Below are 22,044 nucleotides of genomic sequence, written 5' to 3' on the forward strand. Positions count from 1 at the left end.
GGCGTAGTGCCGCCCGGCCGAGCGTGATACGAGGATCCATGCGCCATGACATTTCAATCCATCAACCCCACCACCGGTGAGCCGTTTGCAACGTATGACGAATGGCCGACCGAGGAGGCACACGACGTCGTCTGCAAGGCTCATCGGGATTACCTTGCCTGGCGCCGAACCGGTTTCGAACACCGCGCTTCGCTGATGCGCAACGCAGCCGAGATCCTGAACAAGAAGGCGCGCGAATATGCGCAACTAATGGCGGAGGAGATGGGAAAGCCCCTCCAGGACGGCATCGCGGAAGCGGAGAAATGTGCCCTGGCCTGCGAGTTCTTTGCCGACAATGCGGAGAATTTCCTGACCCGTCACCCGGTATGGACGGAGGCACGCAGGACCTTCGTTGCGTTCAATCCTATCGGGGTGGTGCTCGCGGTAATGCCCTGGAATTTCCCGTTCTGGCAGGTCTTTCGCTTTGCGGCACCGAGCCTGATGGCGGGCAATGCCGCACTGCTCAAACATGCCTCGAACGTGCAGGGTTGTGCGCTCGCGATCGAACAGATCTTTCGCGACGCAGGCTTTCCCGAAAATCTGCTCCGCACATTGATGATCACAAGCAAGCAAGTCGAGGCCGTGATCGGGCATCGCTTCGTACGCGCGGTGACCCTGACGGGCAGCGGCGCCGCCGGGCGCGCCGTCGCGAGCAAGGCTGGCGCCATGCTCAAGAAGACGGTTCTCGAGCTCGGCGGCAGCGACCCCTATCTGGTCCTGGAAGATGCCGATATCGACTCCGCCGCCGCCATATGCGCCAGAGGGCGGCTGCTGAATTCGGGCCAGAGCTGCATCGCTGCCAAGCGATTCATCGTGGTCGAAAAGGCCAGACCGGCTTTCGAGAAACGCTTCGTCGAGCTGATGAGTCAGACCAAAATGGGAGACCCGTTCGAGCATGGGACAGAGATAGGTCCGCTGGCGCGGCACGATTTGCGCGACAGGTTGCACCGGCAGGTCGTCGCCAGCATCGGAAAGGGTGCACGCCTGCTGCTCGGCGGCGTCGTGCCCAATCATCCGGGAGCCTACTACCCGCGGACGGTTCTCACCGACGTGAGGAAAGGCATGCCGGCCTATGGAGAGGAATTGTTCGGTCCGGTTGCGGCAATCATCCCGACCCGGAACGAGGCCGAGGCGATTGCGGTCGCGAACGACAGCCCATTCGGACTTGGCGGCGCCGTGATCACCCGCGATCTTGCGCGCGGGGAAAGGATCGCAGAGTTCGAGATCGAATCGGGAATGGTCTTCGTCAACGACAACGTTCGTTCCGACCCGAGAGTGCCTTTCGGAGGTATCAAGGAAAGCGGCTATGGGCGTGAATTGTCCTGCTATGGCATCAGGGAGTTCGTCAACATCAAGACCGTGATAGTGGCGTGAGGCGCCTTGCTCCGCGGCTCATGAGGCTGCAGGCGCGGCCGATGGCGCATGCTGGCGCAACCATTGGCGCAAAGCCTCGGCACCCACAGCACCAGCGCGTTGCGCGACGATATTTCCTTTATGGAACAGCATCAGCGTTGGAATGCTTCGAATGTTGTAACGGGCCGACAGCTCGGCTTCGGCCTCTGTGTCAACCTTCAGAAAACGAAGTTCGGGTTCGAACTCGCCGGCGGCGCGCTCAAAAACCGGTGCCATCACCTTGCAGGGCCCGCACCACTCCGCCCAAAAATCGACCACGACGGGAATATCGTTGAGCTGGATGTGGGTGGCAAAGCCGCGAGCGGAAACCGGCGTCGGATGCCCCGTAAACAGGAGTTGGTGGCAATGGCCGCATTTCGCCCGGCGCGCATCTTTCCCGGCCGGAATTCGGTTGATGCTCGTGCAATGCGGACAAACGATGTGGCGACCTTGTGCACTCATGTCGGATGGCTCCCGAATTGGCCTCAATGCGTCGCCAGAGGTTGTTTGCGGTCGGGCGGCGGAAAGATCTCATCGAGATCGGCGAGATCCTGTGGCGTCAGGCGAACGTCGAGCGCACCACGGTTCTCGCGAACATGCTCCGGCTTGCCCGACTGCGGTATCGCACATACGCCGTCCTGGCGCAGCACCCAGGCCAGCGCAACTTGGGCCGGGGTCGCGCCGAGCCGAGCCGCAATCGTCTTGAGTGTGACATGACGCAACACGTGGCCCTGCTCGATCGGCGAATAGGCTATAACGGGAACGCCGCTGCGCTGGCACCACGGCAAGAGGTCGAACTCGATTCCGCGGCGCTCGAGATTGTAGAGCACCTGATCGGTCGCGACGTTGGTACCAGCGGGCAAGTCGACTAGTTCCTGCATGTCGCCGATATCGAAATTACTAACACCCCAGCTCCGGATCTTGCCTGCGCCCACTAAACCCTCGAAAGCATCGACGGTTTCTTCCAGCGGAGTGAGTCCTCGCCAATGCAGCAGATAGAGATCAATCTCATGCACCCCAAGCCGGGCAAGACTTCGGTTGCAAGCCGCTATCGTGCCTTGTCGGGTGGCGTTCTGAGGCAGCACCTTGCTCACCAGATAGATCTCGTCGCGCCGTCCCTTGATGGCCTCGCCGACAAGCCTTTCGGCGCCACCGTCGGCGTACATTTCGGCCGTGTCGATCAGGTTCATGCCGAGATCGATGCCGAGACGTAGCGCTTTGATCTCGTTGGGCCGGTTCAGCGGATTCTCGGCCATGTGCCAGGTCCCTTGGCCGAGCATTGGAATGTGCTCACCTGAAGGAAGTACGATAGTACGGGTGGCCTCCGTTGCGATCATGGGTGACTCCTCTGTCTTTCACTGCAGACTAATTTTCACGCATAACCCGGCGTGACGGATGGCGCAAAACTGAACATCGCCGCTGCCTGGATCGATAAACCAGATCACCGGCAGGAACGGGTTGAATATCGTGGAGCCCGTCACTGGATGCGCCACATATGCCTCGTTTAGCGATGGCCGGCCGATCGTCGGGTCGAGCTTGATGCACGAACCATTGTTCGCCGTCACGTCACGATAATCGTAGCGCGCCGAACATACAAAAAATTGATTTTCCTTCTTGTCGATCACATAGGCCGTGGCGGTCCGATAAGAGGCGTTGGACTTCACATCCGGCTCAGGGAGCAACTCGTAGCGCACGCTGCCTTGGGTGAACGCTGGGGATGCGACAGCGATCGCGAAACACGTGGCAATGCCTTGCATCATCTTTCGCATGGCCAATCCCGAACGAATAACCACGCTAGCCCGCTCCTGGCGAGGAAGCGTTGACCGCTGTCAATTCAGGAATGGAAACGGGCATTGCTGGCCGATAGCTGGCCAGGGCTGATCAGTCGATGTTACCCTCGCCATGCCGTCGGCGTTCGTTGCGCGCATGATCACACTGCGACCGCCCGACAAGATGCGCCTCTCATAGGGCTGTGAGATGAGGCGTTACATGCAGAGGAACGTTGCCCCGGTTCCCTGTCCGGTATGTGGAGCGCTGGACCGCTTCGTGATTGCAGCGACGGGTAAATTCGAACTAATATACGTCAATTGTCCGGGCGGCGATCCGCTGTATTGGCCCCGCCTCGCGAATAGCGAACTGCGTCCGCCTCAGTGAGGGCTCGCATCTAGCGTGAGGAATAGGCGATCGGCAACCCTCATCACATCGAGACCTGTTCCCACTACGCATCGATGCGGCAGATCCACGCCGCCATCGAGCATTGGCGGCATGGTGATTTCGAGTGTGCGATTGCTCTGGCCAGTACCGCGGCGGAAATGTTGCCCGACGTCGACGAGCCCCATTTCCGGGAGCTGCAAAACATCTCGCGCGTCAATGAGATATCCAACTGGTTGATCCGCGGCGCATCTCGAGAGCGCCTGAAAAGCGGTCAAATCGACACGGTAGTCATTGAAGAGCTCGACACCGTCCTCGCGATCCATCGCGCGATCCTGAAGTTCGAAGCGGTCTTTTGGAAGGACAAAACCCCGCAGATGAAGAGCTTTCGCAATTGCGCACGCACGCAATGCAGGTCAAATCCCAATCAGTCGTGAGGCAGAGCAGCGTGGTGACTGACACCGGGTGTAAAATTGCTCGTTGTCAACGACAGCGTTGACTCACGACGTTACCATCCAGATCGCGCCCTCAGCTCCAACATCCCGACGCGAGAGTGATGTGTTCCGAAAGCGCTTGAAACGACCCATTGCCATTTCGGCTGCTTGTATCCTCGCGCTGGCATCGCCGATACTATCGGTGCACGCACGCGACGACGGCCGCCATGCCAATTCGCCGCTGAAGGCCTGGTTCGACCAGCTGAGATCAGGCAAGGGACCCTGTTGCTCCGACGCCGACGGCACGGCGGTCAGCGATGTCGATTGGGAAACCCGCGACGGCCACTACCGCGTACGGCTCGACAATCAATGGATTGACGTTTCGGACGATGCCGTCATCACCGAGCCGAACAGAGTTGGAAGAGCCATGGTTTGGCCAATCCGCAACTATATGGGAACCACGGTCCGCTGCTTCATGCCCGGCAGCATGACTTGATTTGAAATGCTCGTGATTCATTGATCCCGAGGCACCTGATCTTAGACCAGCGCCGGGGTGACTTCCTCCGCCAGTTCGCCGTCAGTGCATGGCTTCTGTAAAATCGGCTTCTGCAAAAATCCGTGTCTTGCAATTTCCTTCAACTGGTCCATCTCGCCATTCGCGGTCATCAATATGAATGGCAGACTGCGAGCGTAGAACATCGGGCCTCCAGCCAGCACGTTCAGCGGTCGACTAGATGACTTCCGTCCGCTGTAAATCGGGCCGTGACGTTCTCTGGACGAACCAATTCGAGCGGGCCGGCTTGAGGCGCAGTACCGGTTATGTAGAGTCCTTCTGCCGCTCCGCCGGTAGCTCGGCAATCCGGTCATACTCCTCGGCGATCTTCAGCAGGCGATCGCGCGAGATTCGCATGCCGAACTGCTCAGCCAAGCGGGCGCGCCATAGCTCTCGACCATTGAGAAGATCGAAACGCCCGCAGGCATTGTCGGTCGTCGCGGCGACGAAAATCAATCCGCTGCGCGTTACCACCGCGCCGCCGATGTTTGGCGCGCCGGTCGCCAGCGGCAGCGGCAGGCACAGTTCAAAGGGGCCGGTATCCCGCGAGGTTCCGAGGGTCACCTTCCACAGCAACATGCGCGTCTTCAAAATCGACGGCAGAGAGCGGGCCCAAGGTGGTGCGGCGCAGGGCGTCCGGAAAATACCAAGCCACGGGCGAGCGCAGCGATATAGGGCGTGTTCAGCCCCCTCTTCGGCGGGGGCGCTTCGCCGACCTGGCTGCCGTCGGTAACCTTTTCGCCCTCAGCGCTGCCGCGCGGGATCAAGCGAATCTGAACGGCATCGTCATGGTGTCGAGCACCATGATCTTGCCCTCGGGATCGATCGGCCGCCGCCCCAGTCGGGGACGCCATCGAAGGCAGGATGGCCGATGATGCCGTCCGTACCGTGTGGCGGGTAGATGCCGTCATAGCGCAGGCGCCTGAATTCGATCCGGCACATCAGCTGATCGATCGGCGTCGCGCCCCACATCTGTCTCATTGAGCTTGGCCGGCGTAAGCGACGGCATGCCGACGGAAGACGGCTGGGTCGGTGAAACCGGCTGGCCTGGCGCGGCCCTGCGGTCTTTCCTCGACCGCTGCGATCGGCGTTCCGTTTTCGCGGTTGAGCAGAAATATCTGGCCCTGCTTGGTGGTTTGCAACAGCGCTGAGATCACTCCGCCCGAAGGTCCGGGCAGATCGACCAGCGACGGCCCGACCGGGAGGTCAAAGTCCCACTGATCGTGGTGGACGGTCTGGAACGAGCAGCCTTGTTCGCCGGAGGTGATATCGAGAGCGACAATCGAGCTTCCATATTTGTCGTCGAACGGCCTGCGGCGGCCGATGAAGTAGTCAGGGGTGGCATTGCCGAGCGGCAGATACACCATATTCCGCTTTTGGGGCGGCACCGCGTCGTCTTCGCGCCTCATGTCCCAGGCCCAGAGCAACGCGCTTGTTTTCGAATGGCAGGCACGCACGACACCGGATTGGCCCGTCCACCGCCTGATTATCGTGAAGGCGCTGCCGATAATCATGTGGTTGTTGATGACCAGCGGCGGATAGGCCGAACTGGCGCGCGCTGCGCTCTAGCTCTGCTGCTCGAGCGAGCCCTTGACAGCCATCAATTCCGGCCCGCGCCTCATGTGCTTTATTTTCACAACCGACGGCAACATCCAACATCGTGAAGCGTTGGGCACACCCTGCCAACCGGTCAAATTGCAAGGAGAGACAGCATGAGAACTTTCGTGATAGGCCTTGCGGGTATCATGACGACTTTGGCCGCATGGCCCAGCTCAGCTCAGGTCTGGGAAGAAGAAGTCGTTCGTCCTCCACCTCGCATGGTCGAACGCGACGTGATCGTGCGCGAGCCGGCGTGGCGTAGCTACGCCTGGGACGACTGCCGGATAGTAGTCGAGCGCCGCCAACGGCCCGACGGCACTTTGATCGTTCGCAAAGTCCGACACTGTTAGAATCGCGGACAGGTTCCTGCGCTGGCAGGCGGTCGGCGCGGCGAGGATCACGCCATGCCCGCTAAGACTCCGTCCATCTCAATAAGACCGTAGCGGCGGCGGTGGCCGCGGCGTCACGGAGGGCCCGCTCGCGGCCGGGGAGCTTGAGCTGCACCATGGATATTGGCCATTTCCTATCGAGGCAGTGAGTTGCGCCGTTTGGCGGCTCCCCAACAGTCGACGTTGGATTCGGATTCATGCGAATCGCACAGATTGCCCCCTTGGCGGAAAGTGTTCCTCCGAAGCTCTACGGTGGGACAGAAAGGGTCGTCGCGTGGCTGGTCGATGAGCTCGTAGCGCTTGGGCACGACGTGACCTTGTTTGCGAGTGGTGATTCGAGAACGCACGGCAAACTCCATCCTGTCTGGCCTCGTGCTCTTCGGCTCGGCCGCCCAGCCGCAGATCCCATGGCGGCGTGCACGGCTCTGCTTGAGGCGATGTCGAAGCGCGCCAAGGATTTTGATGTGATACACGCTCACATTGATTGGATACATTTGCCGCTGTTGAGCCGCCTCGCTGTACCTTTCCTCACCACAATGCATGGACGCCTTGATCTACCTGGCCTCTCTGACGTGGCTCGGGAGTTTCCAACGGCCCCTTTCGTGTCAATCTCAAACAATCAGCGTCTGCCGCTTGCCGCTGCGAACTGGTGCGGCACGGTCCATCACGGCCTCCCGATGGACCTATTTAGTCCTTCGTACCAGCCAGGCTCCTATCTGGCCTTTCTGGGGCGACTTACCGCCGAAAAGGGGCCTGAAAGCGCAATTCGCATCGCGCATGCGACGGGAATGCCGCTTCGGATCGCAGCAAAAATCCCTCGAGATGAGAGAGGCTATTTTAAACAGACTCTGGAGCCACAAATTGATGGCAAGCATATCCAACTTATCGGCGAAGTGGACGATAAGTCAAAGGCATCACTTCTTGCAGGTGCCGCGGCTCTACTGTTTCCAATTGAATGGCCAGAACCGTTCGGTCTTGTCATGATCGAAGCAATGGCATGCGCGACGCCTGTAATTGCCTATCGATCCGGCTCGGTGCCAGAGATAGTAGAAGAAAACGTTACGGGCTTCGTGGTCGAGGGTGAGGAGGAAGCAGTTCACGCGGTTAGCCGTCTCGGCCAGATTGACCGCCGCGGGGTACGTGTACGTTTCGAGGAACGCTTCACCGCAAATCGTATGGCACAGGAATACCTCGACAAGTACGAGTCCTTGATGCGCATCCGGAGGGTCTCGAAGGTCATCTGAGCCTACCGCGCGTTAGACCGTGCACATGCGTTGACGGCCGTCAATGCAGCGGACGCAATGGCAGCGTAGCTGCATGCAATAGAGTTCAAGCCTCCGAAGCCATCGATTGGTAGTCCGTGGGGCCGATACTCTGGTTTTGAATGTGCCAATCAAGGAGACCATCAATGGTGACTACAATGCAGCGCGCACCCGCGACGGAGAGCGGAACTGCGTCTTCCCTGATCGCAAGCGACCGCGTCGAAGGCACTGAGGTCTATGATCCACAGGGCAAGCACATCGGGAAGGTCGAGCGGCTAGTGATCGACAAGGCCGGCGGCCGCATCGCCTACGCGGTCCTGAGTTTTGGGGGATTCCTCGGTATCGGTGGAACCCACTATCCGATTCCTTGGCCGATGCTGAACTACGATGAGAAGCTCGCTGGATATCGCGTCGACATCACCGAGGAGCAACTCAAGAAAGCCCCGAAGGCCGAACTAGTGGAAAGCTGGGAGCAAGCGAACCCAGGCCGCGACGAGCGGGTCTATGGTTATTGGGAGCAACCCGCACCGGTGCAAGAGGGCCACACTTCGTCCCTCATCACTAGCGACAGCGTGGAAGGAATGCCGGTTTATGACGTACACGGCAAGCGCATCGGGAAGGTCGAGCGCCTGATGATCGACAAGCTCACCGGCCAGATCGCCTACGCGATCCTGAGTTTCGGCGGCTTCCTCGGCATAGGAGAGGACCACTACCCTATTCCCTGGTCGATGTTGACCTGCAATGAAAAGCCGGATGGCTTCCAGGTGGACATCACCGAAGAGGAGCTTCGGAACGCGCCGAAGGTCGAGCAAGGGGAAAACTGGGAGCGAACAACTCGGGCCCGCAATCAGAACGTCTACGACTATTGGCAGGTCAGATACTATTGGATTTCTGCTTCCGATTTTCCGTGAACCCTGTCGCGGGCCTCTCATCGAAGGCATCACGCCTCGGCGCCGCCGAAATCGGCGATACCAGCGCGGCGGATGCAGTGGCTTCGGTTGGCAATCCCGCCCTCCGGGCGCGCGCTCGAACTGACGGCAGAGGCGATAGCTGAGCGGTTCGGGCGCTACGATCTCGCGTTGGAATACGATCTCGCGTTGGAAATTGCATATCATGGATTAGCGAGCGAAGTCGTGCACTTGGTAGCGGAGGTCCGCCCCACCGCGATACCAACCTCGCAAAGAATTGAAACGTGATCTTCGGGTTCGGACGGCACAGTCCGTTCGACGCCGAGCTCGCCAAGTTTCACGCAGGTTGGCGAGCAGACGACCGTACAGCGAGCCGGTCAGATCATGGGACGCATACGGCAGCAGCCGGCCCTTTCCGAGCCCGACAAACAGATCAAAATACTCCCGCGCAGCGCCTTGCTCGCTCACGCTGCAGGCGGCCTTCCCCAACGAGGCATGATCTCGTCCGAGCGGCGTTCGCGTCGCCTATCAGCAGCGCAATCTGAGTCAAACCTTGACCCGCGGCAAGGCACTGCCATGTGAACGCCGGTTTGGCGCACCACCATTCCAGGATCGCGGCGGGTTTCCGGCGCATCGTCAAATGTCCTGCCCGCACTCCGGTCAAGATTGGTGGCCTTGCGATCCAACACAGACGACTGCGCTTGCGCGCGGACGCCGGCAATACCGCCATTGTTTCCGCGAGCCTATCGGCCGCCTTTGCGCGCCCCGACCTCGCGACGTCTTGCCGCGACCCGAAATTGACCATCGGATATCTTAATCACGTGAACGATGATGCTTCAGAAACAGGACATTCCACGAAAGAGGCTGCGCCGGCTCTCGCCTTTATCTTGGGGCCGATCACGAGAGTAATCCAGTTCGAAATCGGAGCGCCCCGGTCTGAGCTAAGCAACGCAGGTTCAAGATCTAAAGGATAATTTATTTGCCTGACGACGACTCGGCGACTCGCAAACTTTCACGTGCTGCAGCGCAGCGGTTTTTCTTGATCTCGGTTAGTTACTGACGGGCAGAGCCAAATGCGCGAACGGCCTGTCAGGCCTCGGTGTTTTTCAGCCGTTGTCTTGATTTCGCGGTATCTTGTGTACGCCAAGCAAAGGCGGGAAATTTCATCAACTTGTCTCGGGTAAGGCCGAACAGGCGCTCGACCAGGGCAAGCTTCAAAAGTTCGACGACAATCAATGTGACGCGACAACAAACAAGAGCCTGTGCCCATCAGCGCTGGATTGAACTTTGACGGCAAAATTGATGACCCTCAACGAACGTCGAGCAATGATGCCCGATGCTCCACTGCCACCCAGGCGCTGAGCAGAGGAGCAAGCCTCCGATGAGGATATTGATCGTACTAACTTCGCACGACCGACTTGGGGGCACTGGGAAGAAGACTGGCCTCTGGTTCGATGAATTCGCTACGCCCTATTACATCTTCAAGGACGCCGGCATCGTTCTCACACTTGCATCTCCCGACGGAGGCCTGCCCCCGGTCGATCCGAGAAGCGAGTGGGCCGAGGCGGAGACCGAAGCGACTATTCGCTTTCGGCGCGATGGTCACGCGCAAGCCGAGTTGGCGAACACCCGGACGCTGTCGAGCATTTCGGCCCGCGACCATGATGCCGCCTTCTATCCAGGCGGCCACGGGCCGTTATGGGATCTCGCCAATGACCCCCACTCAATCGCACTGATCGAAACCATGGCCTGCACGGGTCGTCCATTAGGGCTCGTCTGCCATGGGCCCGGCGCGTTGCGTTACACTATGGCATCCAATGGCCTTCCCCTTGTAGCCGGCAAATCCGTCACCGGATTTTCCAACCTCGAGGAGGCTGCAACTGAACTGACGGACGTCGTACCGTTCCTGGTCGAAGATATGTTGAGGAACAACGGCGGCAACTATTCCCGGAAAGAGAAGTGGCAGCCCTATGCCATCTCCGATTGCGATTTGATCACGGGACAAAATCCCGCATCCACGGAAGCTGTTGCCAACGCTTTACTCGATCGACTGGGGATCAAGGGCCAGACGCAAAAGTTGGGGACGTCGCGGCTCGGAGCGCCTGAATAGTACTGCGGGCTTTGCCCGAAAGCGCATGAAACCCATTCTAGGTTCACTTAACCTGTTTGACCGGCGACTTCACCGCCTTTTTCACTCCTGCCCTTCCGCCAGCAATGCCTTGCGGACCAGCTTGAACTCCTGCAGCGAAGGAGGGTCGACCTTGGGGAACTGCAGATCGAGCCTGTCGAGCGCGCTGACCACAGTGGAGCCGATCACCACTCGCGCGAACCATTTGTGATCGGCCGGCACCACGTGCCACGGCGCCGCCTCGCTTGAGGTATGCCCGATAACCTCCTGATACGCCGCTTGGTATTTCTCCCACAGTGCGCGCTCGGCGATATCGGCCATCGAAAACTTCCAGTTCTTCGAAGGCTCTTCCAGCCGCGCGAGAAAGTGCTGGCGCTGCTCTTCCTTCGATATGTTGAGGAAGAACTTCAGGATGATTGTGCCATTGCGCGCGAGGTAGCGCTCGAAGGAAGAGATGTCCTCAAACCGCTCGCGCCAGATATTCCTGGTAATCAGCCGGGCGGGAATCTTCTCCTTAGCGAGAATCTCCGGATGCACCCGCACCACCGCGGCAGCGCGATCACGCTGCGCCACATGAAATCATGATCGAGCTCAAGCGTTGACGGCTGCTTGAAGGAATGGACCTCGCAGCCCTGCGGATTGATGCCCTTGAAGATGCTCTTGATGGCGCTGTCTTTGCCGGCGGCGTCCATGCCCTGGAAGATCAGCAGCAACGACCAGCTGTTCTGCGCGTAGAGCTTTTCCTGGAAATCACTCAACCGTTTGTAGTTGGCCTCGATGATCTCCTCGCCCTGGCCCCTGTCGAGACCTCCCCTCTCTCTGGTCTTCTGCGATTTGAGGTGAAACTCGCTTGATCCGTCGAAGCGGAACGGAGCTACAAAAGGCTTCAACTCGACCACGAGAGATTGCGAAGACTTTTTGTTCATGATGGATGAGGTGTTGGTCAGGGTAATCAATTTCCAGCATGCAATTCTGCGCTGCTTCGATTGTGACATCGGCGACCGCATTACGTACTTTTACGGTGCGGGAAATTGCAACATTTAGTTGAACGTTCTTGCGGAGCGATCGTTCATCTTTCCGGCCGGCTTCCTCGAAAGGGTTGCGGCGCGAGTATGAATACAAGAACCTATCCCGTGGACTGCTATCGACGGATACCGCGCGAAGTGAAGCGGTTGGATCGTTCGCCAAGATCATGGCCTGCAATCATGGTCAGGAAATTCTCAAACAATCCGCGGCCTCCGGGCCACTGGAACTACGTTATCAATGGCGCCGTCCGCCGCTGCTCCGTGCGTTCGGATGGCCGGCGGTAGATGGTTGATCTAATACTTCCGCGGGATTTCGCTGTCTCGGATATTCAGAACGAGGCGACGATTGATGCCATCGCCGACTCGCTTGTCATCTCGCAGCGATAGGAGAGCCAGATGCCCAAGTTGAAGACCAAATCAGGCGCAAAGAAGCGCTTCAAGGTGACTGCCACCGGCAAAGTGATGGCGGCCCACGCCGGCAAGCGCCACGGCATGATCAAAAGGACCAAGAAGCAGATTCGGCAGCTTCGCGGCACCCGCGTGCTGTTCAAGACCGACGGCGACAACATCAAGAGATACTTCTTGCCGAACGCCTGAGCGCGAGCCGCGATCACGGTCCCAACCGAGTGGCGTCCCCGCTCGACCCGGCATGTCGCTTTTCCTCTGCCGGTGGGGACCAAGCTGACATTCAGTAAGGGAAATGTGAGCAGTTGCGACTTTTAAGTACGCTAACGCAGAACGGTCAAAATATTCCGTCGTTCTCCCCAGCCAACCACCCCTTGGATCCGCCACCTCCGGCTTGCGATCCGTCAATGCAAATAGCTGGGCCAGGGGGGATATTGAGCCAGCACAAGCGGAATGGCGAACATGGATACGGTACAAGTCGTTCTAGGCCTATTGCTTCTCCTGTTAGTCGGTGGCGTCGCATATTACCTGTTGCAGCATGGATCGCAGTCCCTGCGGCCGGGTCCGGCGACGCGGCGACAAGCCGACTTGCGGCGGCAATCGGAAACCCAGCGGGATTTTCAGCGCGTCTTTTCCATGACGAGCGCGCAGGGGAAGGAGGGCCTGATCAAGCGCTGGATGGATCGGACTGGTTGCGATCGCACGGAAGCCATGCGACTGGCAACGGAAGAGTGGCGCCGGGATAATCGCTGAGAGCCAAGTCTATCTCCAAGTCAGTTAAGCGCTAGGTCCGATTGCACCTTTAGCCCTGACTTGCTTTACGGCCGTCAACCAGCCTTCCGACGGACCAACCGGGCGTGAAGCGGCAGGTGCTGGACCGCATCGGAGCGCCGGTGGCTCGAAGCCTGAGACAAGGGCCAGGCGATCGGGCGCGCCAAGGGGGCTCGGAGGATGTCCGACGATGAGCGTTTCTCAATCGGCTCTCCGCGCATCATGCGACGACATCGCCGGACCGCTCCTTGAGAGCCCACGTGATGCAAGAGCCCACGTGATGCAGGTGGCTCTGTTCAAGAGTCGCGGATGTTGCGTGATATCAATGCGCCGCGCCGTCCGACCTCTATGATCGATGAGATGGCAGGCACACTGGTTGCCACATTCGCTGCACCCGAGCGCGAAGGAGCATCGCATGAACAGAAATGTACCCTTTGCAATCATCTTCCTGATCGCGATGGTCTGCGTTGCCATTGTTCTGATGCTCTGGGCCATGGAAGGAACCAGCAGCGGACGACGGGAGTTCCAGGCCTCCGACACGCCGCGAAGCGCATATACACAATCCAATGCAAGCCCCGTTCCAGCGGTCCCGGCACCCGATAACGATACCCGTGCCGACAGCGCCAGGGGCAGCAGCGATCCCCAAAACAAAAGCCGGTAGCGAGGTGGATCCACCCCTGGTCCGCTGAGCAACATCGTCCGTGCTATGCGCCTTCAGGACCATGGCCCCTGTACGGCGGAAGCATTCCAGGGAAAGCCTCGCGGCGCGTGCTGTGCCGTCAGCCACTGGTCGGTAGTAAAAGCCTCGATGGCCCAAGAGCCGTTGAACCGGCCGATGCCGGAGTTCTTCTCGCCGCCGAACGGACAGGTCGGCAAATCGATGACAGGCTGATCATTGACATGGGCCATACCGACTTGCATTCGCTGGGCAAAGTGCATGCCCCGGTGCACGTCGCGCGTGAACACGGCGCCGCTTAAGCCAAAACTCGTTTCATTGGCTACAGCCAACGCTTCCTCGGCATTGCCGACTCGGAGGATCGGCGCCACCGGCCCGAATATTTCCTCTGCCGCAAGTTCCATTTGGTTAGTAACGTTCACGAAGATATGCGGGGGCAATACCGATCCGTTCGGCTCGCCCCCGAGCATCTGCTTCGCGCCGTCTTCGCGGGCGCGGCCAATGCGTTCCATCAACTTGCGAAGCTGCGAGTTGTTGATGATCGGGCCGACCATGGTGTCACCGTCGCTTGGATCGCCGATTTTCAGCCTCGCGACCCGCGCGGCGAAGCGCTCGACGAACGTGTGATAAACAGCCTCCTCGACAATGATGCGGTTAATAGCGATGCAGATCTGGCCCTGGTGCAGAAACTTGCCGAACACTGCGGCCTCGATGGCCTGATCCAGATCGGCGTCCGCGAGCACAACGAAGGGAGCATTGCCACCGAGCTCCAGATCGACACGCTTGATGATCGGCGCCTTCGCCGCAAGTTCCGCGATGTTGCGGCCGACCGGCGTCGAGCCGGTAAACGAAACCACCCTCGGAACGGGATGACTGACGAAAGCGTCACCGATTTCGCTGCCCGCGCCGACCACGACGTTGAGGAGTCCCGCCGGCAGGCCGGCTTCCTCGAAAATTTTCGCCAACAGTAATCCCCCTGTCACCGGCGTATCGCTCGCCGGCTTCACCACGACGGCATTTCCTACCGCCAGTGCCGGCGCGATGGTGCGGTTGCTCAGGTGCAGCGGCCAGTTCCACGGACTGATCGCGCCGACGACGCCGACCGGTTTGCGCCACACCTGACTTTCCTTGCCCGGAATGTCGGACTGAATGATGCGGCTTTCGACGGCATGCGGCACCGAGGTGGCCCACAGCATGACGGTATGAGTCACTTCCCACTCGAGGTTCGCCTTGAGCCGCGTGCTGCCGGATTCGCTTATCAGCCAATCGGCGATTTCGCCGCGGCGGGCTTCCATGATCTCTGCCGCCCGGCGAAGTACGTGCGCTCGGACGGGCGGTGCCGAGGCAGCCCACTCCACTTGAGCCTTGGCACCCCCTGCAAATGCCGCATCAAGATCGCTGCGATCGGCCTGCTTGATTTCGAGGAGGACGTCGTCGGTATAAGGATTTGTGTCAACCAACCTGCTTTCTGCCCGGCCGTGGCGCCAGTCGCCAGCGATCGGAAGCAGTTCGAAGCGATCATAAGGTTGCAGGTCTATCGTTTGAATTTTTGCGCCAGGCTGTTCTGTGGCTTCGCCTCGATCGGAATTCCGTTTGGCTGTACGCGCGACCATGTCCATCCCCTTACCAGGTTGGCTTTCGTAACCGACGATGACGATGCTCCACCTTGAGGGCCGTCAACGTAATCGTCGGATCATGCGCCATCAGTTGGTCTCGCTTAGGACGGGCATTGCCCACGCCTTTACAGCCCACCTGCAGCGCGGCATGGCATCAATAAAATCTCGGGATCGAACCTCCGTGCGGCGTCGGCCGATCCGACAAGTCAAACATGATTTCATCAACGTAACACCAGCCCCAGCCTTCGGGCGGATCATAGGCTTCAATGATCGGGTGATTGGTTGCATGAAAATGCTTCGTTGCGTGGCGGTTGGGCGATTGATCACAGCAACCGACATGACCGCAGGTTCGGCAGACGCGCAGATGCAGCCACGGATCGCCCAGTTGCAGGCATTCTTCGCACCCAAGGGCACTGGGAACAACGTCGCGAATTCCCGCCAAATGCCTGCAGCCTTGTGCCATTCCATACTCAATGTCTGCTCTACTTGTAGCATAGCGTGCGGGCCGGCTGGACGGCCTTGACGGTCGTCAACTTTCCAGTGCTTCTGCCTTTCGAGGCAGCAGATCGTGCTTATGGGTCTCAATGAGAAGCCCAATACTGGAACTGTCGCCGCGCAAACCCGTTTCACTCACGATCAATCATGGCCGCCAGCACCTCGCCAAAATCAGAGAAGGTCGTCTACGTTGCCGTTGTGGGCAATCTGCTGGTGGCCCTTACCAAGCTAACGGCAGCCCTGCTGACCGGCAGCTCTTCCATGCTCAGCGAAAGCGCGCATTCTTTTGTCGATACCGGCAACGAGGCATTGCTGCTTTATGGTTATTACCGGTCGCGCCGGGCACCAGATCGAACTCACCCATTAGGCTATGGTAGGGAACTCTATTTTTGGAGCTTTGTGGTCGCGCTGCTGCTCTTCGCACTTGGGGCTGGAGTGTCTGTCTACGAAGGGATCACACATATTGCGGCGCCTTCTAATATTGAAAACATAGTCGTCAACTACATCGTTCTTGCGCTTTCGGCCGCATTCGAAGGCACGTCTTGGTATATCGCGCTCATTACGTTCCGTGCCGTCAAGGGCGATCTCAGCTACTGGGACGCCATCAGGCGCAGCAAAGACCCGCCTTCTTTCATGGTCCTTCTGGAAGACACGGCCGCGCTAATGGGCATCTCGATCGCGGCCCTCGGCATCTTCCTTGCGGATCGCCTGCAAATTCCGTCTATCGATGGCGTCGCCTCGATTCTGATCGGCAGCATTCTGGCGATCATGGCGTTGATCCTGGCGCGAGAGAACAAGGAGCTGTTGATCGGCGAGCGCGCCGATGAAGCAATCAGCACCTCGATACTTGAGCTTGCGGCAAGTCAGCCGGGAGTGGAGGGCGCAAACGGCGCGCTCACTGTGCATCTTGCGCCGGACCAGATTGTTGTGACACTGAGCCTCGAATTTTCGGATGATCTGCGCACGCCAGAAATCGAGCAATGTGTAGAGTCGCTTGAGCGCCGCATTCGGGAGAAGCATCCTGAAGTCGTTTCCGTTTTTGTCAAACCGCAGACAGCCCGAGCCTTCCGGTCCTCCCGCAAGGCCAGATTCGCTGAACGGCTCCGGCCCTAACCTTGAACGAAGAGCGAAGGTCCGCTTGAGCCAAAAACCGGGACTCGACCCGCTCCCTCCCCGTCCGTTCTACCGCAAAAGGCGGCTATCGGTGGCTGGCGCCATTAGGACACCGCGCATTCACGAACCACCGCCTATGGACTCGCAGGGCTCCATCAGGCTTCGAACCGAAGGCGAGTATCGTCCAGTTGCCTCCGCGACGCGGCTACGTGCCGCCGGACCAGCGAGTCGGCGAGCAGGCTCGATTCCCTCTCGAGGAGATCGCTTAAGTAGTTGCGGCTGAGCGGAGGGTGATCTCGCATGAATTCATTGCGATTTTGGATTTCCTCAGCACGCGGGTGCCAGTTCGCGGTGTTGTGGCCGAAACACCAATCTCGCTTGAGGCGGCGTCCATTTTTGATGACCGATAGCAGCTCGTGCTCAGATGCTGGGCGCGAAGCAGTGCGCGAATACTGGACGCGCCAGAGGACCATAGTCAGTCCGCACGTCGAGCCTGTAAGCTTTCATCGAACTGCGGATGGCGCGATCATCGCGGAAGTCCGGCAGTCAGTCCGCGATCTCGAAGGCAGGCCCCTTCAGGGACAGACGCACCGGTTTAAAGAGAAGACGATCGGGCACGTTTTCCCTCTTCGAGAGGGCAAGGTGGGTCGCTTTGACATACAGGATGCTCCCTAGAGCAGATTCCGATCAGGTTGAACTGTATCCTGCGGCCATGAAGTAGTTGGCGCATTCGGTAGGGGTGAATGCTCTGTAGGCGTCGGCGATTGCGGCTTCGAGTGTGTCGACGGTCCTGGCTGCGGCTTTGCGCAGGCTCGATTTGAATTTGGCAATAGAACCCTAAACTTGTTTTCGATCCGAAACACTAGGGGCAAATGCGATTCCTGAGAGGACGTTGTCCGGCACGATGGAAACAGTGCCAGCGTCGCGGAGCCACCGCCGCACTGCCTAGCCTGCTTGAGGTGCGCGCATAAAGAGCAGTCAGCGACGGACTACACAATGACGTCCGAGGTCCGCTCGGGCCGCCTTCGAGAATAGTTGCGGATATCGACCTACCAAGTGAATGAAGCTGAGCTCCCTGCCGTAGATCGGCGCGGGATTGCTGACTGCCGGAATCATCGAGAAATTTGGTGAGCTATGTTTCCTATGCTGTTTAGGGAAATCCCTTCACGACAAACTTAGAATGAACAGCCGATGTTCGTTGGAAGGGAATCAGTGTGATTGCGTTTGGTCGCCCCGCGCGGCTCACTAACGGCAGGAATACCTCCTCGACAATCTCCTTAATCGCGTCATCCGACAAGGGCTGGAAGGATCATGAGGATTTCATGGCGTGCAAGGTACCGTCGGAAGCGACACAATCCGCGGGGTGAGGCGGATAGAAGTGATTTCTCGACGTTCAATCGCACGCCCGAGAATGGCTTGCATGGTTCGTCAAGTTGCTCCCTCAGATGGGCTCTCATGTCCGAGAAGTTGGAATGCCTGTCAGCCAAGTCCTTCTGCATATAAAAAAACAACCTAACCATCTCTGGTCGGGCAAGATCGACAATCGGCGATGCAGTAGGCAGAGTTCCTCGCGGATGCTTCCGAGATTGGGCACGACGATTGGATTCTTGCCGGCGAACTGGCGGTGCATGCGAACCCCGCCGACGCCTTTTCTTCGTACGAACGGATAACATGACCTTTCATGCAAGCGAAAAGCGCTCGCCAACAAGGGCAGGAGCCTGCTTATGCCCCGTACACAGGAAGAACTCGATGCCCGCAACGCCGCGCTTGCAGTGATGCAAGCTTCCGGGAAGGCTCCGCCGTGCGCACCTCAATTCAGGCAAGCGCGCAACTCGCTGAGGCTACCCGACTACGGCGATGGTCCTACGGCGTCACACTAGCCGCGTGGCAACGTGCAAGCTGTGCGGCCGTTAACTCATAGGTTCAGCCAAATGCCGGATATCCGGTGGAAATCCGTTGGCCGCGGGCTGTTGGCGGCCTTCTTCGCTTACGGACCTTCTGGTCAAACAATCCAGGTTGAGCCCGATCTTGCGGGCACGCAGAGTCTAACAGACAACTGAGAACGTCGCTCCGCCGCCAAGCTCCGACCGTGAGTAAAAGCCTCTCAGTGAGATAATATTTTCTCAAGAAATAGTTGCGCACGATCGGACCGGGATTGCCGATTTCCGAAAAACGGTCCCGTCGGACAATCTTCCACTACGTCGCCCTTGTCCATGAAGACCGCGCGGCTGGCGACGCGGCGCGCAAAGCCCCATCCTGCCACTCGCGGCCAGGTCTCGATGTCTCGCGGTCCCTTCTTAGTGACCGTAACCGGTCTGATCGGTCGTTTTGCCGCGAAATACCCAGTAGGCGAAGGCGAAGTACGCCAGGATGAGTGGCACAATCACTGCAGTGCCGGCTCCGACGAAGGCGAGCGTCGGCGGGGACGACGCCGCCTGCCACAATGTCGCGGTGTAAGGCACTGCGTAAGGCCATATACTGATGCCGAGCCCGAGGAACGCCAGCAGAAACAGCAAGACCGCCAGCAGAAAAGGTAGCCAGTCGCGAGTGTCGGAAATCGCGCGCCAGGCGCAGAACGCGACACCCGCCGTCACGATCGGGACCGGTGAAAGATAGGCGATGTTGGGCCAGCTAAACCAACGCGTCGCGATCCGAGGAAAGGCGAGCGGCGTCCAAATGCTGACGATCGCGATGAACGCGAGCGTCAAAGGCAAGCTGATACGGGCAGCGAGACGGCCATAATGCGCGGTGGTGCCACTGCTCTTGAAGATGAGCCAAGTGGCTCCAAGCATTGCGTAAGCCGCAAGTAAGCCCGCCCCACAGATCACCGCGAAGACACTCAAGAATCCGAAGGTGCTGCCGCGAAAGGATCCATCTGCGACAGGAATTCCCTTGATGAAGGCGCCCAGCACGATGCCTTGGCAGAACGTCGCGAGCGTCGATCCACCGATGAATGCCAGGTCCCAAAGCCACCGGAAGCGCCTCGAGCGAAAACGAAATTCGAAGGCGATGCCGCGGAACACCAGCGCGAACAGCATGATCATCAGCGGCAGGTAAAATGCCGGTAGCAAGGTCGCGTATGCGAGAGGAAACGCTGCGATCAACAGAGTGCCGCCGAGAACCAGCCAGGTTTCGTTCCCGTCCCAGAAGGGGGCAATCGAGTTGATCATAGCGGCACGTTCCGCCTCGCCAGGCGCAAAGACAACCAGGATGCCGATGCCCAGATCAAACCCATCCATCACGACATACATGATGACGCTGAACACGACCGCGAGCCCGAGGAGAACAGGGAGCCAGTCCATCGCCTACTCCCCAGCCTGACCGGCCGGGGCGGATACCAGGCCGGGCTGTACCGCCGCAGGTTGTTCCGCGGCTTCGTCGATTGGACCCCGCAGCACGGTCCGAATGGCGTAAAACAAGAAGGCGATCAGCAATGCTATATAGACTAGGATGAACAGCGCAAATGATCCCGCGACGGCCGATGCCACGACAGGCGAGACAGCATCCGCGGTACGGAAGTGACCATAGACGACGTAAGGCTGCCGCCCGACCTCCGTTACGATCCAACCACAAAGTACCGCCAGAAACGGCAATGGGCTCGAACAGACGCAAGCAAAATGAAACAAGGGCGCCTCGTCGAGGCGCCTTCGCCACATTAGCCAGCCGCCTGCGAGAACCAGCACCAGCATCAAGAACCACAGTCCGACCATTATGCGGAAGGCGAAGAACACGTAAGGCACGTGTGGACGCTCCTGCGGGGAGACCGACGTCAACCCGGGCACCAGCCCGTTCCAGTCGTGGGTAAGGATTAGACTGCCGAGCCCCGGGACGGCGAGTTCGTAGTCGTTGCGCTCGTTAGCAACGTCCGGCCAGGCGAACAGAACGAGGTGTTGGCCCCGGCGCGTCTGCCAATCGCCTTCCATGGCCGCAACCTTGATAGGCTGATATTGGAAAGAGTTTCGGCCGTGCAAGTCGCCCAAGACGCCCTGAACCGGAACCAGAACCAGTGCGATCGACAGGGCAACGGAAAGTCCCGTCTGAGCAAATTCTTGATGGCTCCGCCGCCACAAATAGAACCCGCACACACCGATGACGACAAACGTGCCGGAGAGATAGGCGGCCGTTACCATGTGGAAGTACCGATAAGGCAAGGACGGGGTGAAGATCGCATCCATCCAACTCACCAGCGCGAACTTGCCGTCGGCTTCGAGTCGGAACCCGGCGGGCGTCTGCATCCAGCTATTCGCGGCCAAAATCCAGAATGCGCTGATGACCGCACCGAGGGCAACAGCAAGGCACGAAACGAAATGAAGTCGAGGGCTCACCCGGTTCATGCCGAACAGCATCACTCCGACAAAGCCGGCTTCAAGGAAGAACGCCGTCAGCACTTCGTAGGTGAAGAACGGCCCAATGACGTTCGCGGTCCGCTCAGCAAAGACGCTCCAGTTGGTGCCGATCTGATAAGACATGACCACCCCGGTCACCACGCCCATGGCGAACCCGAGGGCAAACAGGTGAACCCAAAAGCGCAGCAGAGCGCGATAGACCGGCCGCCCGGTGCGCAGCCAGCCTACGCTGATGATGACGATGAACCCGGAGAGGCCGATTGTGTAGGCCGGCCACAGAATGTGAAACCCGATTGTGAAGGCGAACTGCGCGCGTGAAAGGAGTAGGGCTGATCCGGTCATCGAAAGGCCTATGGATTTGCGCGCCGCCCAGTGGTTATCAGCCTCCGCCCGATCCTCGCAGACTTCACTGGCGTTTCGCGCCCAGCACGATCCGGGAATGATGACAGACGTCGACCGGTTGCTCTTCGGTTCGTCCATCCTGAAACACTGCCCGCATCTGATAGTTGCAATTCGTCTCTGTAAACTCCCGGATCGAAGTGGACTTTCCGGGCGGAAGCGGACCGTGCCCGAGCTTGTTCTCGCCCCATTCGGCAGTGCCGTTCGGCTTGATGTCCAGCTCCTTGACTGCGGTTTCGGTGCGGTTTTCGACTTCGATCTGCGGATTGAGGGGCGCCTGGGCCCATGCAGAAGGAAGCACCAACGCGAAGATGGTGAGGAGGACGCCCAGTTTCGCAATCAT

18 protein-coding genes and 6 pseudogenes are annotated in these 22,044 nt (G+C 59.1%); 11 read left to right on the top strand and 13 right to left on the bottom strand.

Going from position 1 to position 22,044, the window contains the following annotated elements; translation table 11 throughout:
- Nucleotides 1-45: 45 nt before the first annotated feature.
- Nucleotides 46-1,413, top strand: a complete 1,368-nt coding sequence (locus FXB40_RS03400; protein ID WP_148770800.1) for an NAD-dependent succinate-semialdehyde dehydrogenase — start codon at nucleotides 46-48, stop codon at nucleotides 1,411-1,413.
- 18 nt (nucleotides 1,414-1,431) lie between these two features.
- Here the strand turns inward: FXB40_RS03400 and trxC are convergent, their stop codons facing one another.
- Genes trxC through FXB40_RS03415 form a run of 3 tightly spaced genes read right to left on the bottom strand, consistent with a single transcriptional unit; the run spans nucleotide 1,432 to nucleotide 3,200 of the window.
- Complete coding sequence (gene trxC / locus FXB40_RS03405; RefSeq protein ID WP_148770801.1) at nucleotides 1,432-1,893, bottom strand: thioredoxin TrxC; 462 nt, start codon at nucleotides 1,891-1,893, stop codon at nucleotides 1,432-1,434.
- Between the two features lie 23 nt (nucleotides 1,894-1,916).
- Complete coding sequence (locus tag FXB40_RS03410; RefSeq protein WP_148770802.1) at nucleotides 1,917-2,768, bottom strand: aldo/keto reductase; 852 nt, start codon at nucleotides 2,766-2,768, stop codon at nucleotides 1,917-1,919.
- Nucleotides 2,769-2,786: 18 nt separating this feature from the next.
- Nucleotides 2,787-3,200, bottom strand: a complete 414-nt coding sequence (locus FXB40_RS03415) for a hypothetical protein (RefSeq protein ID WP_148770803.1) — start codon at nucleotides 3,198-3,200, stop codon at nucleotides 2,787-2,789.
- A gap of 459 nt (nucleotides 3,201-3,659) precedes the next feature.
- On the opposite strand from FXB40_RS03415, the gene FXB40_RS03420 reads away from it, so the two are divergent.
- Together FXB40_RS03420 and FXB40_RS03425 are read left to right on the top strand one after the other, a co-directional pair.
- Nucleotides 3,660-4,019 carry a hypothetical protein gene (locus tag FXB40_RS03420; RefSeq protein ID WP_148770804.1) on the top strand — a complete coding sequence of 120 codons (360 nt, stop codon included), beginning with the start codon at nucleotides 3,660-3,662 and terminating at the stop codon, nucleotides 4,017-4,019.
- 148 nt (nucleotides 4,020-4,167) lie between these two features.
- The gene (locus tag FXB40_RS03425; protein WP_246207358.1) at nucleotides 4,168-4,512 is read left to right on the top strand and encodes a hypothetical protein; all 345 of its coding nucleotides are present in this window, start codon (nucleotides 4,168-4,170) and stop codon (nucleotides 4,510-4,512) included.
- 41 nt (nucleotides 4,513-4,553) lie between these two features.
- Here the strand turns inward: FXB40_RS03425 and FXB40_RS47640 are convergent, their stop codons facing one another.
- The 3 genes and pseudogenes from FXB40_RS47640 to FXB40_RS03440 all read right to left on the bottom strand — a co-directional run.
- Nucleotides 4,554-4,715: a hypothetical protein gene (locus tag FXB40_RS47640; RefSeq protein WP_187436638.1), complete on the bottom strand. Its 162-nt coding sequence runs from the start codon at nucleotides 4,713-4,715 to the stop codon at nucleotides 4,554-4,556.
- Nucleotides 4,716-4,833: 118 nt separating this feature from the next.
- Nucleotides 4,834-5,550, bottom strand: a pseudogene (locus FXB40_RS50655) (hypothetical protein).
- Nucleotides 5,547-6,107 (bottom strand): annotated as a pseudogene (locus FXB40_RS03440) (hypothetical protein); the annotation flags it as partial. The pseudogenes FXB40_RS50655 and FXB40_RS03440, both read right to left, overlap by 4 nt.
- A gap of 647 nt (nucleotides 6,108-6,754) precedes the next feature.
- Between FXB40_RS03440 and FXB40_RS03445 the strand changes: the two are divergent.
- From FXB40_RS03445 to FXB40_RS03455, 3 genes and pseudogenes are all read left to right on the top strand, one after another.
- Nucleotides 6,755-7,801 carry a glycosyltransferase family 4 protein gene (locus tag FXB40_RS03445; RefSeq protein WP_148770808.1) on the top strand — a complete coding sequence of 349 codons (1,047 nt, stop codon included), beginning with the start codon at nucleotides 6,755-6,757 and terminating at the stop codon, nucleotides 7,799-7,801.
- Between the two features lie 164 nt (nucleotides 7,802-7,965).
- Nucleotides 7,966-8,343, top strand: a pseudogene (locus FXB40_RS03450) (PRC-barrel domain-containing protein); the annotation flags it as partial.
- A 48-nt stretch (nucleotides 8,344-8,391) separates the two neighbouring features.
- A complete protein-coding gene (locus FXB40_RS03455) occupies nucleotides 8,392-8,730 on the top strand; it encodes a PRC-barrel domain-containing protein (RefSeq protein WP_283812871.1) in 339 nt (112 codons plus the stop codon).
- Nucleotides 8,731-8,937: 207 nt separating this feature from the next.
- Here the strand turns inward: FXB40_RS03455 and FXB40_RS50295 are convergent.
- Nucleotides 8,938-9,231, bottom strand: a pseudogene (locus FXB40_RS50295) (molecular chaperone TorD family protein); the annotation flags it as partial.
- Between the two features lie 877 nt (nucleotides 9,232-10,108).
- On the opposite strand from FXB40_RS50295, the gene FXB40_RS03465 reads away from it, so the two are divergent.
- On the top strand, nucleotides 10,109-10,837 hold the full coding sequence (locus FXB40_RS03465) for a type 1 glutamine amidotransferase domain-containing protein (RefSeq protein ID WP_148770810.1): 729 nt from the start codon (nucleotides 10,109-10,111) through the stop codon (nucleotides 10,835-10,837).
- Nucleotides 10,838-10,918: 81 nt separating this feature from the next.
- On the opposite strand, the pseudogene FXB40_RS03470 reads toward FXB40_RS03465, so the two are convergent.
- Nucleotides 10,919-11,781, bottom strand: a pseudogene (locus FXB40_RS03470) (PPK2 family polyphosphate kinase).
- A gap of 495 nt (nucleotides 11,782-12,276) precedes the next feature.
- Between FXB40_RS03470 and rpmI the strand changes: the two are divergent.
- Nucleotides 12,277-12,477: a 50S ribosomal protein L35 gene (gene rpmI, locus FXB40_RS03475; RefSeq protein ID WP_057836271.1), complete on the top strand. Its 201-nt coding sequence runs from the start codon at nucleotides 12,277-12,279 to the stop codon at nucleotides 12,475-12,477.
- A 994-nt stretch (nucleotides 12,478-13,471) separates the two neighbouring features.
- On the top strand, nucleotides 13,472-13,717 hold the full coding sequence (locus FXB40_RS03480) for a hypothetical protein (protein ID WP_148770811.1): 246 nt from the start codon (nucleotides 13,472-13,474) through the stop codon (nucleotides 13,715-13,717).
- 53 nt (nucleotides 13,718-13,770) lie between these two features.
- Here the strand turns inward: FXB40_RS03480 and FXB40_RS03485 are convergent, their stop codons facing one another.
- Nucleotides 13,771-15,345: an aldehyde dehydrogenase family protein gene (locus FXB40_RS03485; RefSeq protein ID WP_148770812.1), complete on the bottom strand. Its 1,575-nt coding sequence runs from the start codon at nucleotides 15,343-15,345 to the stop codon at nucleotides 13,771-13,773.
- 157 nt (nucleotides 15,346-15,502) lie between these two features.
- On the bottom strand, nucleotides 15,503-15,811 hold the full coding sequence (locus tag FXB40_RS03490) for a UBP-type zinc finger domain-containing protein (protein WP_148770813.1): 309 nt from the start codon (nucleotides 15,809-15,811) through the stop codon (nucleotides 15,503-15,505).
- Nucleotides 15,812-15,990: 179 nt separating this feature from the next.
- On the opposite strand from FXB40_RS03490, the gene FXB40_RS03495 reads away from it, so the two are divergent.
- Together FXB40_RS03495 and FXB40_RS48950 are read left to right on the top strand one after the other, a co-directional pair.
- On the top strand, nucleotides 15,991-16,956 hold the full coding sequence (locus tag FXB40_RS03495) for a cation diffusion facilitator family transporter (protein ID WP_148770814.1): 966 nt from the start codon (nucleotides 15,991-15,993) through the stop codon (nucleotides 16,954-16,956).
- A 429-nt stretch (nucleotides 16,957-17,385) separates the two neighbouring features.
- A pseudogene (locus FXB40_RS48950) lies at nucleotides 17,386-17,631 on the top strand (nuclear transport factor 2 family protein); the annotation flags it as partial.
- A gap of 1,622 nt (nucleotides 17,632-19,253) precedes the next feature.
- On the opposite strand, the gene cydB reads toward FXB40_RS48950, so the two are convergent.
- The 3 genes from cydB to FXB40_RS03520 are packed head-to-tail and all read right to left on the bottom strand — an operon-like array spanning nucleotide 19,254 to nucleotide 22,044.
- The gene (cydB, locus tag FXB40_RS03510) at nucleotides 19,254-20,258 is read right to left on the bottom strand and encodes a cytochrome d ubiquinol oxidase subunit II (protein WP_148770815.1); all 1,005 of its coding nucleotides are present in this window, start codon (nucleotides 20,256-20,258) and stop codon (nucleotides 19,254-19,256) included.
- Nucleotides 20,259-20,261: 3 nt separating this feature from the next.
- The gene (locus FXB40_RS03515; protein WP_246207339.1) at nucleotides 20,262-21,782 is read right to left on the bottom strand and encodes a cytochrome ubiquinol oxidase subunit I; all 1,521 of its coding nucleotides are present in this window, start codon (nucleotides 21,780-21,782) and stop codon (nucleotides 20,262-20,264) included.
- Entirely contained in the window at nucleotides 21,709-22,044 is a 336-nt protein-coding gene (locus tag FXB40_RS03520) for a hypothetical protein (protein WP_148770817.1), read from the bottom strand. The genes FXB40_RS03515 and FXB40_RS03520 overlap by 74 nt, the downstream gene beginning before the upstream one ends.

The organism is Bradyrhizobium rifense (genome assembly GCF_008123425.1).
Lineage (GTDB): Bacteria > Pseudomonadota > Alphaproteobacteria > Rhizobiales > Xanthobacteraceae > Bradyrhizobium > Bradyrhizobium rifense.